11 protein-coding genes, 1 tRNA gene and 1 pseudogene are annotated in these 14,212 nt (G+C 69.6%); 7 read left to right on the top strand and 6 right to left on the bottom strand.

The window, feature by feature from the left end:
• Window positions 1-52: 52 nt before the first annotated feature.
• Both BA175_RS28655 and BA175_RS28650 read right to left on the bottom strand, forming a co-directional pair.
• Window positions 53-895 (bottom strand): DUF4097 family beta strand repeat-containing protein, encoded by an 843-nt coding sequence (locus BA175_RS28655; RefSeq protein ID WP_069174478.1) that lies wholly within the window; start codon window positions 893-895, stop codon window positions 53-55.
• Window positions 896-982: 87 nt separating this feature from the next.
• Window positions 983-1,501, bottom strand: coding sequence for a toxin-antitoxin system HicB family antitoxin (locus tag BA175_RS28650; protein ID WP_069174477.1), 519 nt, complete (start codon window positions 1,499-1,501; stop codon window positions 983-985).
• A gap of 1,305 nt (window positions 1,502-2,806) precedes the next feature.
• Here BA175_RS28650 and BA175_RS28640 point away from each other — a divergent pair.
• Both BA175_RS28640 and BA175_RS28635 read left to right on the top strand, forming a co-directional pair.
• The gene (locus tag BA175_RS28640) at window positions 2,807-3,355 is read left to right on the top strand and encodes a hypothetical protein (RefSeq protein ID WP_254668015.1); all 549 of its coding nucleotides are present in this window, start codon (window positions 2,807-2,809) and stop codon (window positions 3,353-3,355) included.
• A 531-nt stretch (window positions 3,356-3,886) separates the two neighbouring features.
• Window positions 3,887-4,045 (top strand): annotated as a pseudogene (locus BA175_RS28635) (site-specific integrase); the annotation flags it as partial.
• 68 nt (window positions 4,046-4,113) lie between these two features.
• Here the strand turns inward: BA175_RS28635 and BA175_RS28630 are convergent.
• Window positions 4,114-4,189 (bottom strand) — tRNA-Arg (locus BA175_RS28630).
• A gap of 623 nt (window positions 4,190-4,812) precedes the next feature.
• Here BA175_RS28630 and BA175_RS28625 point away from each other — a divergent pair.
• Window positions 4,813-6,654 carry a class I adenylate-forming enzyme family protein gene (locus BA175_RS28625; protein WP_438947381.1) on the top strand — a complete coding sequence of 614 codons (1,842 nt, stop codon included), beginning with the start codon at window positions 4,813-4,815 and terminating at the stop codon, window positions 6,652-6,654.
• A 168-nt stretch (window positions 6,655-6,822) separates the two neighbouring features.
• Here the strand turns inward: BA175_RS28625 and BA175_RS28620 are convergent, their stop codons facing one another.
• Window positions 6,823-8,100: a M6 family metalloprotease domain-containing protein gene (locus tag BA175_RS28620; RefSeq protein ID WP_069174475.1), complete on the bottom strand. Its 1,278-nt coding sequence runs from the start codon at window positions 8,098-8,100 to the stop codon at window positions 6,823-6,825.
• Between the two features lie 336 nt (window positions 8,101-8,436).
• Between BA175_RS28620 and BA175_RS28615 the strand changes: the two genes are divergently transcribed.
• Window positions 8,437-9,054, top strand: a complete 618-nt coding sequence (locus BA175_RS28615; RefSeq protein ID WP_438947383.1) for a TetR/AcrR family transcriptional regulator — start codon at window positions 8,437-8,439, stop codon at window positions 9,052-9,054.
• Window positions 9,055-9,387: 333 nt separating this feature from the next.
• A complete protein-coding gene (locus BA175_RS28610; protein ID WP_069174473.1) occupies window positions 9,388-10,920 on the top strand; it encodes an MFS transporter in 1,533 nt (510 codons plus the stop codon).
• Window positions 10,921-11,015: 95 nt separating this feature from the next.
• On the opposite strand, the gene BA175_RS28605 is transcribed toward BA175_RS28610, so the two are convergent.
• A complete protein-coding gene (locus tag BA175_RS28605; RefSeq protein ID WP_079159860.1) occupies window positions 11,016-11,528 on the bottom strand; it encodes a MarR family winged helix-turn-helix transcriptional regulator in 513 nt (170 codons plus the stop codon).
• A 162-nt stretch (window positions 11,529-11,690) separates the two neighbouring features.
• Here BA175_RS28605 and BA175_RS28600 point away from each other — a divergent pair, with 162 nt between their 5' ends.
• Window positions 11,691-12,473 (top strand): dioxygenase family protein, encoded by a 783-nt coding sequence (locus BA175_RS28600; protein ID WP_069174551.1) that lies wholly within the window; start codon window positions 11,691-11,693, stop codon window positions 12,471-12,473.
• On the opposite strand, the gene BA175_RS28595 is transcribed toward BA175_RS28600, so the two are convergent.
• Window positions 12,421-13,002, bottom strand: a complete 582-nt coding sequence (locus BA175_RS28595) for a GNAT family N-acetyltransferase (RefSeq protein WP_069174472.1) — start codon at window positions 13,000-13,002, stop codon at window positions 12,421-12,423. The genes BA175_RS28600 and BA175_RS28595 overlap by 53 nt on opposite strands.
• 147 nt (window positions 13,003-13,149) lie before the next feature.
• Between BA175_RS28595 and BA175_RS28590 the strand changes: the two genes are divergently transcribed.
• A complete protein-coding gene (locus BA175_RS28590; RefSeq protein ID WP_069174471.1) occupies window positions 13,150-14,148 on the top strand; it encodes a sigma-70 family RNA polymerase sigma factor in 999 nt (332 codons plus the stop codon).
• Window positions 14,149-14,212 lie beyond the last annotated feature (64 nt).

Genomic DNA, 14,212 nt, shown 5'->3' with positions numbered 1-14,212 from the left:
GGTGAGGTGACCGGGGCGGGCCGGCTGGAGGACGTTCGGTGCCGGAGGGCGTTCAGGCCTTGGCGCGGAAGATGTTGATGTTGCCCCAGTTGGTCCGTGCGCGGACCTTCACGGTGTCCTCGGTCCGCTCGGGAGCTTCGGAGGCGGCGAGCGTATTGCGTACCTGCCCGCGGTTGGAGCTGACGTCGAGCCAGGCGGCGGTGCCTTCGCGGACACCGACCTCGACGGGCCCGTTGGACGTCTCCAGTTGGACGTCGCCGCGGACGACCTCGGCGATGCGGAGACCCCCGTTGGTCGTGGTACCCGAGACCGAGGACTCGGCCCGCGCGACGTCGACGGCGCCGTTGGCGCCGCTCACCCGGAGGTCGCCGGTCACGGCTCCGACGGTCGTGGCACCGTGCGAGTTCTTCAGGACGGCGGGACCGTCGACGAGGCCGACGCGGACGTTGCCGGTGTTGGTGGTGATCTCGGCCAGGCCCTGGACCCGGTCCACGGTGATGGAGCCGTGCGACGCCTTCAGGTGGAGCGGGCCGGTGGTGTCGAGGCGGACGTCACCGGCCGACGTCTTCACCCGGACCTCGCCGAGCCGGCCCTCGCCGATCACGTTGGCCGCGGCCCCGGTCGTGTCGATGCGTGAGCCCGTGGGCAGTTCGACCGTCACGTCCACGGTGCCGCCACGCCCGAGCAGGCCGGCCTTGGGCGTACTGACCGTCAGGACACCGTGGGTGAAGGCGACTTCGGTCTGGTCGGCCGCACGCGCGTCCATGTCCTTCTTCGGGTCGCGGGGCCGCACCTCGACGACGGTCCCGGAGCGCTCGCCCGCGGTGAACTGGATGGAACCGGAGTACACGTACGCGATGACCGAGATCGCGTCAGGAGTCTCGAAAGAAGGCATGGCTGTCCCGTCCTCTTGGCTCGTCAGGACGTCCCGGCTGAGGGGACGCGTCATAGGTGAAGTGGGGGTGGGCGGGGCGAGGTGCGGTTAACGCACCCACCCCCTGAAGCTCTGTCCGAGGGTCTGACTCTTCTCGGTCGCACGCGGCCGGGTGCCGCCCTCGACCGCCCCCGCCACGGCGCGCACCAGCCACGCGTTGACCGACAGACCCTCACGGGCCGCGGCCTCCTCGGCCCGCGCCTTGAGGTGGGCCGGCAGGCGTAGGTTGACGCGGGCGGTGCCGCCCTCGTCGCCGTCGGCCGGGGGCGGGGACCTGAACGGCTCGGCGGCCGGGGCCGGTTCGGCGGGGGCGCCGGCCTCGGTGGGCGGCGGGGTCACCACGAAGTCGGGGTCGAGCCCCCGCAGCCGAACGTCGACCGAGCCCGGGGCGAGATCACGGGTGACCTCGTCCATCGCGGCGGAGAGCACGTTCAGCATGGTCAGCCGCGCCGCCGACTCCAGGGGAGCGGTGAGCCTCTCGGCCAGCTCACGTGCTTCGTCACCGCCGGCTTCGGCGGCCACCGCGAGTTCGCGGCGGAGGGTGTCGACATACGGGGTGAGATCCATGACGCCATAGTGGCACCAAGATGGCGCCATGCGCAAGTCCGTGGAGCGTCTTTTCCGGTCGGGCGCGGTAGGGGCGTCCGTCGCCTGCGGAAATGCGGTGCGTGGGTGGCGCTTTCCGTCGGGGCGGGCGCGGGGAGGGGCTCGTATGGGGCCGTTGCGGCACTGGGTGGCACCATTTTGGCGCACGGCTGTGTCAGGTGGTGCCGGGTGGCGCCATGTGGGGCCCATGGGTGGCGGGCTCGCACCGGGTGGTGCACGAGTGGGTCGGTCGGGGCGCGACCGTACTCCTGGGTCGCCGCCCTGGTACCCGTCAGTGCTCGATCACCGGATCGCGACCGTGTACCGGGCCGATCGTGCGATGTGCCGAACCGCACGTGACAGGGAGACGCCGAACCGGGGCATGCTCGCCCGGGTCGGACGGGGCATGCGAAAGGGCCGGATCGGAGAGGGTGAAGCCGCCCCGAGCTGGCCCCTTGTGTGGTGCCCTCGGCAGGATTCGAATCTGCGACACCCGCTTCGGAAGTTCGGTCCGGCCGCTTGTCCACCAGTCCCGTGCGGGGCGGCTGTGGCCGCGTCAGAACGCACCGTGCCGCCGCTGTCCGCTGGCGTTGATGCCAGCGATGGACGTCACCTCACATCCTCCGGGGTCACTTGCGACGCTTGCGTGTTTTCGCCTTGCGTTCGGCTTCCTTGCGCTTCTTGATGGTGTACGACGACCACTCGCCACGGTGCAGGTTGCATCGTGACGCGCCGATCATCGCCAGGCGCTCACACCGAGTGCCCTTCTCCGTGAGCGCTCCACACCTGGACTGCGTACGAGCCACGTCTCCCACCCCCGGTCTCGACCGTCGTACGGACCAGTGCAGGATCGCCGGGCACCTCTTCTTCGCGGAAGGCGCACTGCGGCGCGCAGCGGGGCACGACGGACCGAGGAGGTTGCTCGGGGGCGCACGCTTTCCGACTGTGGTGGTGGCGCAGAGGTCCTCGTACGGGGCCGTGCACCTGCGTTCATGGGTGGCCGCTTGAGCTACCGGCTACTGGCTCCGGTCTCATCCGAACGTCCGCGAACGACACTGAAGGAGACGGAGACTGAGACGGGAGAGTGCCGAAACTCGCTCCTGACGCCGTGACTGTCCCGCGTGCCATCATCTGCACGTGCTCAAGATCCCCGGATACGAAGGCGGCCCCCTGGTCCGGGGCGACGCCTACCTGGACGACCCGTTGTTCTGGCCTGTGCACCTCGGCTCTTGTCTGGGCGGGGAGGACGCATAACGAGCCGCGTTCGGCGCCGACTGGGATGCCGCCATGGAGCTGTACCGCACACTGTCCTCGGAGCATGAGTGGCCCGTGTTCAGCGTGCCGCTGCGCTCAGGTCACATCATCTACGTCGTCTACCGCAACTTCGTGGACGAATGGGGCGTGGACTATTTGATCCATCAGTCGGCCTGGCCCGCAGCGGAAACCCTTGCTGTGGACGACGGGCACTTCATGGGGCCCGGCATGGCCTGGCCTGAGCTGCTGTCCGCTGCTCGGCAGTCGGCAACAGAAGGCGTTGGTGATGCTGACGCCCGTCTGTTGCTCCTTTTTCCCACACTCGGCGACGCGCTGCTTCCCGACGATGCAGCACCGGCTCTCACCAATGCGCTCGATGCTCTCACCCTGATCGAGGAGCCCGCCGAGGTAGCAAGGATGCTCCTTGCAAACCAAGGCCAATGGGCTCCCGCCCGGTGGAGGCCGGCAGGCGGCGTCTGGATCAACGACGGTGAGCACTCCTACCGAAACCCGGGCAACGCATTCGCTTTGCCCGAGGGGCGCCTTCTGGAGATCAGTAACGCACTGAACGGCATGAGATGAGCACCAGCAGGAGCGAGGTGGGCGTGTTGCCGCCTGACCTGCAGGATGCAGATGCGGCGGCTGCTGGTTGTGGTCCCCGCCCTCAGCCGCAGTCCCGTGATTCCCCCATGAATTGGAAAGCCAGCGCTTCGGCTGCGCTGCTTGCCAGGAGGGGCCATGAGCAGAGGAGCAGTGGGAATGCGAGAAGTACGCGGAACCGGACCACGTCCATACGTTTGTGGGCCGCGACCGCTCGGCGTCGAAGGTGGTCGGGATGGGAGCCCAGAACGCTCACCACGAATCCGCCAGCACCCGCGAAGGGCGCCCCTCCCACCCCGGAGCCTGAGCGCCCCCGCCGGAAGCAAGTCTTGAAGCCGCGGGCTTGGTACTCGTCTCATGCCCCGTGGGCCCATCCGTCGCGGACGCGCGTCGGTGGCGGCAGCGCCGAGCGGGCCGAAGGCAGGAGCGCAGGCGCAGCCAGAGCCGGGTGCCTTGATGAGGTAGTGAAACGGGTAGCAGCTCTCGATGGCCGGAAACGGCACCTTGGCACCTACGTCGGCCGGCGCGGCTCCTCGCGTCGTGATGGAGATCCTCGGGCACAGCCAGATCAGCATCACGATGGACGTCTGCACGCACGTTGTCCAGGACACGCAGCGTGAGGCGATCAGCAACATGGACCGGCTGCTCAAGAGGCGGCCAGGCCGTGAGTGACCGTGGCCGTTGATGCCAGGCGTGGATGTCAAAGACCCCGGACCATGATCGGTCCGGGGCCTTTTGGCTGGTGCCCCCGGCAGGATTCGAACCTGCGACACCCGCTTTAGGAGAGCGGTGCTCTATCCCCTGAGCTACGAAGGCGGGGCGGGCCCGTGACGAGCTGATCCGTCGATGCATTGTGGCGATCTTCGGGTCTGCTGGACAAACGCCCTGGTCACACCAGTTCCGGGAGAGCTATCGGCGGGACTCCGTGAGGGGAGCTTCCGTCGCGTGCCGTTCCGTGGCTGTGCGGCCAACGACAGGGTACCGGATCGAGTGGGGCGGAGCCCTGGGGATGGACGGTCGCTCGACGTGGATCTTGAGGAGTGCGGCTCCAGGTCACCTTCTGTGATCTGGATCGCAGGAGCCGGCCGGCGTGGGCGGGTGCGTCGGAAGGTGAAGTACTCGATGCATACCCGCACCCGTGCAGGGAACCCGGAGGCGGCCCGGGAGTTGGTCCGTGACCGTCCTCAGCTTGTCCGCCGGCATGCTGTGCGGACGACTGAGATCGGGGACGCGGCACGCATCCGGACAGGGGAAGCAGGGGAGCGATCCGGACAGGGCCGGGAAGCGGGGGAGCACCAAGGCGATGATCGAGCCCACGAGTCCGGACAGCCGAGGAGAGCCATGGGGCCGGAGCATCGGCCGGATACCGGTTCTTGACCGGGGCCAGGCTCGGGCATAGCGTCGCCGGGTTGCTGAGCCAGCGCTTGGAGAGGTCGTTCGTGCCCCCCACCGATTCCGACCCCGTACCTTCCCCTTCGTCGTCTTCGTCGTCCTCTTCCTCGACGGAGGACGCCGCTTCCCCTGAGGCCTCCGCCGCCGATCAGGCCGTCACGGCGCGCATCGAGGCGGTGCTGACCGCGCCGGGTGCTCCGTTCGCCGTGGTCCGCGCCGATCACGGTCCGCTGGTGTACGCGAACGGCCCGCGCACGCTCCGCGAGTTCGTGGAGGCGACCTGGGCGTTCGGGGACCAGCCGTTCCTCGTCGCGGGAGAACGCGTCTGCTCGTACGGGGAGTTCTTCGCCGCGGCGTCCGCGCTGGCGCGTCGGCTCACCGGGACGTACGGGCTGCGGCCGGGGGACCGGGCGGTGGTGGCGATGCGTAACTGCCCTGAGTGGCAGATCGCCTTCTGGGCAGCCCAGTTGGCCGGCCTGATCGCCGTACCGCTCAACACCTGGTGGACGGAGGCCGAGTGCAGCTTCGCTCTCGACGACTGCGCGCCCCGCGTCCTGCTGGTCGACGGGGAGCAGTTGCCGAAGGTGGAGGCGTGGGGGGTGAATGCCGGGGCACGCTTCGTCATCTTCGAGGACGCTGCAACCGGGGCGGAGCGACCCGGGGACGGAGCAGCCGGGGGAGTGGGTGGCGACGTCCGCCTTCCGGAGAAGGCCGAGCGGTACGCGGACTTCCCGGAACCCGATCCGCTGGAAGCTCCTCCCGAGGTCGACGTACGCCCGGAGGACGACGCGACGATCATCTACACCTCCGGCACCACGGGGCGGCCCAAGGGGGCCGTGGCCACTCAGCTCGCTCAGACGGGCGCGGCTCTGAATCCCCGTTTCCAGGCAGCGGCCTCCGCCCTCGGCCGGGGCGTCGTCCCGGGTCAGGGGCCGGCCCCGGTCACGTTGATGACCTTCCCGTTCTTCCATGTCGCGGCGTTCACCGGCCTCTACGGGGCCATGGCGACGGGAGGCACTCTCGTCCTGATGCGCGAATGGGATGCCGACCAGGCCGTGCGGCTCATTCGCGAGCACCAGGTCACCCACTACGCCGGTGTGCCGGCCACCGCGCTTCAGCTACTGGCCTCAGCTGACCGGGCGGGTGACGGGTTGGAGAGCCTGACCAGCCTGAGCACAGGCGGGGCGGCGGCTCCCCCGCACCTCGTCGCCCGGCTCACCGACAGGCACGGCGAGCGGATCGAGCCGCGCAACGGTTACGGCCTCACGGAGACCAGCGGCGGGGTCCTGGCCAACTTCGGTGCCGCGTACCGGGCCCACCCGGAGTGTGTCGGTACCCCGACGCCCGTCACGGAGGTGCGGATCGCCGGAGCGGAGGGGGAGCCGCTTCCGGAGGGGGAGGTCGGGGAGCTGTGGCTGCGGGGCCAGTCCCTGGTGCGTGGGTACTGGCGTGACGAGGCGGCGACAGCGGCGGCGTTCGTCGGAGGGTGGTTCCGCACGGGGGACCTCGCCGTGGTCCGGGACGGGCGGGTAGCCGTGGTGGACCGGATCAAGGACGTGGTGATCAGGGGCGGCGAGAACGTCTACTGCATGGAGGTCGAGGCCGCTCTGCAGGAGCACCCGGACGTCGAGGAGGCGACGGTGCTCGGTATTCCGCATCCGGTCCTGGGCGAGGAGGTCGCGGCGGTCGTGAGGCGGCGCCCGGAGGCCGGGGTCACGGCGGAAGAACTGCAGGCGCACGTGGGCAGGACGCTGGCCGCGTTCAAGGTTCCGGAGCACGTGCTGCTCACTCACGAACCGCTGCCTCGCAACCCGACGGGGAAGGTCCTCAAGCGGACTCTGCGCGGTCCGCTGCGGGAGCACCTGGGGGGCGGGGGCACGGGCGGGTGACGCGTTGTGTTCCCGACCGGGGCCGGGACGCGTTGTGTCCCCGACCGGGGCCGCGCGGAACGCAGCCGAGAGGTACGCAGTCGGAAGGGGCACGTAGCCGGGCGGCGCCGGGCGGAACGCGGCCGGGCAGAAGGGGGCGGCCGTGGCCGGTGCGGGGATGGGGAGCGCTCACGGCCGGGTGATCCGGACCCGGTAGTTTCCGTCCGCGTCCTGCGACAGTACGGATATGCGTATGCCGCTGGACCGGTCCGTGAACGTCTCGCCGGGCTCGAAGGGTGCGTCGGAAAGTTCGGCGTGGACGTTGGGCCGCCGGGTGCAGCCGCCGCTGTCCTCGGTGCTGTCCGCGACGGATATCGGCCCCTGGCCGGTGTCGACGTCGCTGCTCACCTTGTATATGAGGACTCCGGGCCGGCAGATCGCGTCGTCGTTGCCCGCTGCGGTCCGCACCTCGACCGCGTAGCCGGACTGGCCGCTCAGCGGTACGAAGGCGAGTTTCGGGCCCCCTGGGGTGGCCAGCGGGCCGATCGTGTGTTCGCTGGTGCCGGGCATGGCGGCACAGCTGATCTGGTCGTCGTCGAGCCAGCCGAGCTTCCACTTGTGCCAGCCCAGGAGGTCGTTGTTGGCCCCCCAGTCCTCGGACATGATGTCCCAGTGGCCCACGGAGCCGCCGCCCTCCAGCGTGTAGAGGTCCGGCAGCCCGAAGACGTGGCCGTTCTCGTGGGGCAGGACCCGGTAGCCGGTCTCCGCGTACGACCCCGACCCGTCGTCCTGGCGGCTGTAGATGAAGGACGTGTTGGAGAGTGGTACCCCGTCGGCGAAGGGGGCGTCTTCGTTGCCGGAGAAGGTCACCGAGAGCACCGTGTCCAGAGCCGACGGGCCGGCGTTCGGAGTGACCAAGACGTTGACCAGGTCGTACCCGGAGAAGTCGACCTTCGGGTCGGCGACCCGCACGAGGTCCTTGACGAGCTTGCGGTAGCCGGGTTCGTACGGGGAGCCGCGTTCTATCCCGTACTCGGAGAACGGCAGCGGCATCCGCAGCCAGTCCTTCAGGGGTGCCTGGGGCTCGTAGGTGAGACGGCCGTAGGAGCTGGTGCGGAACCATTCGGCGGTCTGGGGGAAGAATTCGGCGAACCGGTCCGCAGCCGGTTCGGTCGCCTCCGCGTCCGGGAAGTCGATCATCAGGTTGAGCGCTTTGAGCTTGCCGGTCGAGCGCGCGTACCCGGGTGGTGTCGGCAGGCCCTCCGACATCTGCACGCCCATGGTCGCGGGGATCCGGCACGGGCCGAGGCCGGTTCCCTGAGGTGCGGCCACGGGGCCGGCGGCGGCGCGGCCGGGCAGGTGCAGCGTGGAGCTGGCCGACGCCATGGTCGCGACGACCAGGGCCGTCGCCCCGGCGAGTGCGAGGGGGCGACGGCATCGGCGTATCCGGTGGCGGGGTTTCTCCATGGGCGTCGCCTTCGGGTCCGCGGCAGCCGGCCGGCCCTGGCTGCTCTCTGGCGATCAGCCTGTGCCGGACGGTGGAGGTCCGCTCGCTGGGTGCGCCGATGGAGGGGTTCCACCCCGGAGAATATGTGACTCAGGTCACAATTGAGCGGGAAATAACCGGGGATCCTTTCCCCGTTTGAACCTGTGTCCCCGGAAGCGGGGAAACGGTCCCCGGTTGTACCGGCCGAGGGGTCGTCCGTAGTCAGCAAGCCGGCAAGTCAGTCAGCAACTCAGCAACGAAAGGTCGCAGTCGTGGAGACCGTCGCCGACACCGTCGCCTGTGCCGCGCACCGCCGTATGCCCCGTCCGCGGGCCGACGCGCTGCGCAACCGCGAGCGCATCGTGACGGCTGCCCGCGAGATGTTCGTCGAGTTCGGGCCGGACGTGCCGCTCGACGAGGTCGCCCGCCGGGCGGGAGTCGGCAATGCCACGCTGTACCGGAACTTTCCCGACCGGGCGGCCCTGACCCACGAGGTCGTCCTCGCGGTGACCTCCCGCACCACGGAACGTGCGGAGGAGGCCGTGGCCGCGGAGTCCGATCCTTTCGCCGCTCTCAGTCGCTTCGTGCACGCCGCGGCCGACGAGCGGATCGGCGCCCTGTGCCCGATGCTGTCGGGCGGCTTCGACAAGGACCATCCCGACCTGCTCGCCGAGCGCCGACGCCTCGAAGAGGCCGTCGAGGGGCTCGTGGAGCGCGCCATGTCCGCGGGGCGTCTGCGTACCGACATCGCCGTCGGTGACGTGCTCGTCGCCCTCTCCCAGCTCACCCGGCCGCTGCCCGGCATCGCCTGCCCGGACATCGACCAGTTCACCCACCGTCATCTGCAGCTCTTCCTGGACGGCCTGGAAACCCCGGCCCGCTCGAGGCTGCCCGGATCGGCGGCGACTTTGGAGGTTCTGCGCCGCGGGCACTGACGCCCGTAGCACCGGATACCCGACACCTCACCGGCCCGAAGCGGCCCGCAATCCCTTGTGAACGACAGGCCCGTACCTGACCGGCAGGTGCGGCCACGAACCCGTACGCCCTGTGCCGGGACGGCCCGGTACCGGTGCGTCCGTTCGAGGCCGGATGCGTCGGCTCGCCGACGAAGCCGAGCTCACGACCTCTCCGGGTCCGTCCCGTCCCGTCTCGCGAAGCAGACCCCCTGTCCCACGGTCTGCTCGATCACCTCGACCTCTCCGCACTGCTCCCGACTCCGACTCCTCGCGGCTCTTCACGCCCACGCGCGCCCTTAGGTGGCTACTTCCATGTCGAAAACAGCCGACACCCGGCTTCCGGACCCCAGTCGCTGGAAAGCGCTGGCCTTCATAGCCCTCGCTCAGCTGATGGTCGTGCTCGACGCGACCATCGTGAACATCGCCCTGCCCTCGGCCCAGACGGACCTCGGTATCTCCGAGGGCAACAAGCAGTGGGTCATCACCGCCTACGCGCTCGCGTTCGGCGGACTCCTGCTCTTCGGTGGACGCATCGCCGACCTCTGGGGCCGTAAGCGCACCTTCGTGGTCGGCCTGCTCGGCTTCGCGGCGGCCTCCGCGCTCGGTGGTGCCGCGCAGGGCGAGGCGATGATGTTCGGTTCCCGGGCTCTGCAGGGTGCCTTCGGCGCACTGCTCGCCCCGGCCGCCCTGTCGCTGCTCGCGGTGATGTTCACCGACGCCAAGGAGCGGGCCAAGGCCTTCGGTATCTACGGGGCCATCGCCGGTGGAGGGGGTGCGGTCGGCCTGATCCTGGGCGGCTTCCTCACCGAGTACCTGAACTGGCGCTGGACGTTCTTCGTCAACATCCCGTTCGCCGTCGTCGCGGCCGCGGGTGCCTACTTCGTCATCCGTGAGCCGGCCGGTGGCCGTAACCGTTCGCCGCTCGACGTGCCCGGCGTCGTCCTCTCCACGCTCGGCCTGGTCGCGCTGGTCTACGGCTTCACCCGCGCCGAATCGGCCGGCTGGTCCGACGCGCTGACCGTCGGCATGTTCATCGCCGCCGCCGTGCTGCTCCTGGCCTTCGTCGTGACCGAGTCACGCGTGTCCTCGCCGCTGCTGCCCCTGCGCGTCCTGACCGAGCGCAATCGTGGAGGCGTGTACCTGTCACTGGGCTTCGCCATCATCGCGATGTTCGGGCTCTTCCTCTTCCTGACGTACTACCTGCAGGTCGCCAAGGGCTACTCGCCGGTCAAGACCGGCTTCGCCTTCCTCCCGATGATCGCGGGAATGATCACCGGGTCCACGCAGATCGGCGCCCGGCTGATGACCCGCGTTCCGCCGCGGCTGCTGATGGGCCCCGGTTTCCTGGTGGCCGCGATCGGCATGCTGCTCCTGACCCAGCTGGAGGTCGACACCTCGTACGCGAGCGTCATCCTGCCGGGGCAGCTGCTGCTCGGTCTGGGCATGGGCACGGCGTTCATGCCGGCCATGTCGCTGGCCACGCACGGCATCGAACCGCGTGACGCGGGCGTGGCCTCCGCGATGGTGAACACCTCGCAGCAGGTCGGTGGCGCCATCGGCACGGCTCTGCTCAACACCATCGCCGCCGGTGCCACCACCGCCTACATCGCCGACCACGCCGCCGGCGCCACCGACCCGAAGCTGCTCCAGCTCCAGGCCATGGTCAGCGGCTTCGCCAGCGCCATCTGGTGGGCCGTCGGCATCCTCGTCGCCGCCTCGGTGATCGCGGCCACGCTGATCAACACCGGACGTCCGGGTACCGGAGCGACCGGCCGGTCCGACGGCTCCGGCGATCACGCGGACGGCGTCGAGGACGAGTTCATGATCCCTGTCGTCGCGCACTGAGCCGCGCCTCGTGTGAAGCCTGACCGCGGTAACGGGCGTGAAGCCCGACCGCGGTGCCGGGCGTGAAGCCTGACCGCGATCTGCCCTGGTTCCGCTCAGCGGAGCCAGGGCAGATCCGCGTCCGCGCCCTCCGGCTGCAGCCCGCCCGCGATGACCTGCATGATCTCGCCGAGGCTGCGCACCTGTTCGGGGGTGAGCCGGGAGAACATCACCTGGCGGACCGCGGCGACGTGCCCCGGCGCCGACCGTGCGAGGACATCGAAGCCCTCGTCGGTGAGGACCGCGTTCTGGCCGCGCTTGTCCGAGGGGCAGTCCTCGCGCCGGACCCAGCCGTTCTTCTCCAGCCGGGCGACGGCGTGCGAGAGCCGCGACCGGGTGATCTTGGCGTCCCTGGCGAGCGCGGTCATCCGTTTCCGGCGCCGGGGTGCCCGGGAGAGCTGGACGAGCAGCCCGTAATAGATGTGCGGCATGCCGGCGTCACGCTGCAACTGGCGGTCGAGGTGATCCTCCATGAGGGTCGTGGCGTGCAGGTACGACCGCCAGACGCTCTGCTCTTCGTCGGTGAGCCATCGCGTCTCACCGGTGGGTGCCGTGGTCATGGACTCCACTGTACGACCTTTCCTTGAAAGTTGAACTAGATGGAGCTAAGGTCTCTGGAAGTAGGAACTTGAAGGTTCAAAGAGATGATCTGCCGCATCCCGGTGCTCGCCTCGCTCCCCCAGGTGCCCGTGAAGAACACGTACCTCGATCGGCAGAGGAATGGGAGTGCCATGACCGCCGCCACCGAGCGCATGCCGGCCCTCTACCTGTCCCACGGGGCCCCGCCCCTGGCCGACGACCCGGTCTGGCCCGGAGAGCTCGCCGCCTGGTCCGCCGGCCTGCCCCGCCCGAAGGCCGTCCTGATGGTCTCCGCGCACTGGGAGGAGGCCCCGCTCGCACTCGGCGCCACCGGGCCCGTGCCGCTCGTGTACGACTTCTGGGGCTTCCCCGAGCACTACTACCAGGTGCGGTACGCCGCCCCGGGTGCCCCGAAGCTCGCGGAGGACGTCCGTAAACTCCTGCGTGGCGCCGGTACGCCGGTCCAGGACATCCCGGACCGCGGCCTCGACCACGGGGCGTACGTCCCCCTGGTCGAGATGTTCCCGGCCGCCGACATCCCCGTCCTCCAGATCTCGATGCCCACGCTCGACCCGCAGAAGCTCATGGACATCGGCCGCAAGCTCGCTCCGCTCCGTGACGAGGGCGTGCTGATCGTCGGCAGCGGCTTCTTCACGCACAACCTGGCCGCGCTGCGCCACGCCGGCGGCGGAACCCCCGGCTGGTCGGCGGAGTTCGACGACTGGGGGAACCGCGCCCTGCAGGCGCAGGACATCGACTCCCTGCTGGATTTCGAGCACACCTCGCCCGCCGGCCGGCTGGCCCACCCCCGTACCGAGCACTTCGCACCGCTCTTCGTGACCCTGGGAGCGGCCGAGGGGGAGCTCGGTCAGGGGCGCAGTGTCATCGAGGGCTTCTGGATGGGCCTGGCCAAGCGGTCGCTCCAGTTCGGCTGAGCATCGGCTTCTCGTACCAGGCGACGTCCCGGTACCGGCCGAACTTGCGGCCGACCTCCCCGTACGTACCGACGTGGCGGAAGCCGAAGGCCTCGTGCAGCCGGGCCGACGCCTCGTTGGGCTGCGCGATCGCGGCGTAGGCGCGGTGGACGTCCTCGTCGGCCAGGGCCTCGAAGAGCTCTTTGTGGAGAAGCGTGCCGACGCCGAGGCCGGTGGCGCCCGGCGCGCAGTAGACGCTCACCTCCACCGACGTGCTGTACGCCGCCTTGGGGCGGTACGGGCTGCTGGTGGCGTAACCGAGGATCGTGGGCGCGTGGCGGGGGGTGGGCGTGCCCTGGGCAACCAGAAGGCGGTGCGGACCGTCTACCGGGTGGGAGCGCAACCAGGGCAGGCGCTCCCGGGTGGTGAAGCAGGCCGTGTCGAATGTGAGCGCTGTCTCACGGACGTCATGGTTGTAGATGTCCGTCAGCGCCTCCAGATCGGCCTCGGTGCCAGGCCTGACCTGCGCTTCTGTGGGTATCCGCACCATCTGTCCTCCCGCTGGGGCGGACAGGGTACTGCATGATCTCGGAAGTGACCGGCCGTCGCGGGAATTCTGTCCGGATTCCAGTCGTTGTTTCCATCGGATGCAGGGCACCCGGAAGGGTGTCGCAACCTACTCAGCAAGGGAGCACGCATGGCAACCCGTGCCGTCGCCCGTCGTTCGTCCGCCACCGGCGGGACCGACCGGGCCAGCAGTGTTCGCGCCGGGGGCGGGGAGATCGCCGACCGCGACCTGGTCGGCATGTACCTGGACGAGATCGCTCGCACACCGCTGCTCGACGCCGCCAAGGAGGTCGAGCTGTCGCAGACGATCGAGGCGGGTGTCTACGCCCAGCAGATCCTCGACGGTGAGGTGGAGAGCGAGGCCGGTGGAGCGACGCGTGAGGAGCTGGAGGCGCTGGTCGCCGAGAGCGAGCGCGCGAAGGACGTCTTCATCCGTTCCAACCTCCGGCTCGTCGTCGCCGTGGCCCGGCGCTACCCGCGGGCGGGGCTGCCGCTGCTCGACCTGATCCAGGAGGGCAACGCCGGCCTGGTGCGCGCGGTCGAGAAGTTCGACTACGCCAAGGGGTTCAAGTTCTCCACGTACGCGACGTGGTGGATCCGTCAGGCCATCACCCGTTCCATCGCCGACCAGTCCCGCACCATCCGGCTCCCCGTCCACCTGGTGGAGGAGCTGGGCCGGATCCGGCGTGTGCAGCGCGAGTTCAACCGTGAGCACGGGCGCGACCCGGAGCACGCGGAGATCGCCGCCGAGCTGGACTCCAACCCGGAGCGCGTCGGCAACGTCCTGGACTGGGCGCGTGACCCCGTCAGCCTCAACATGTCGGTGGACGACGACGGCGACACGCAGTTCGGTGATCTGCTGGAGGACACCTCCGCCGTATCCCCCGAGCAGTCCGTGATGACGCTGCTGCGCAGCGAGGAGCTCGAGGACCTGATCGGCAAGCTCGACAACCGGACCGCCTCCATCATCCGCATGCGTTACGGCATCGAGGACGGGCGCGAGCGGACCCTCACCGAGGTGGGCAAGCAGCACGGTCTGACGCGGGAGCGGATCCGCCAGATCGAGAAGCACGCACTGCTCGAATTGAAGCGAATGGCTCACGACACGGGCTTTGACGCTGCGGCGTGAGCCGATAACCCGTAATCTCCACATCAGGCCGGTTCGCACCGGTCCCACGACCGGTCTCCTTCCG

The sequence above is a fragment of the Streptomyces griseus genome (assembly GCF_001715295.1).
GTDB lineage: Bacteria > Actinomycetota > Actinomycetes > Streptomycetales > Streptomycetaceae > Streptomyces > Streptomyces griseus_G.
This window is presented reverse-complemented; position numbering and strand designations above follow the sequence as displayed.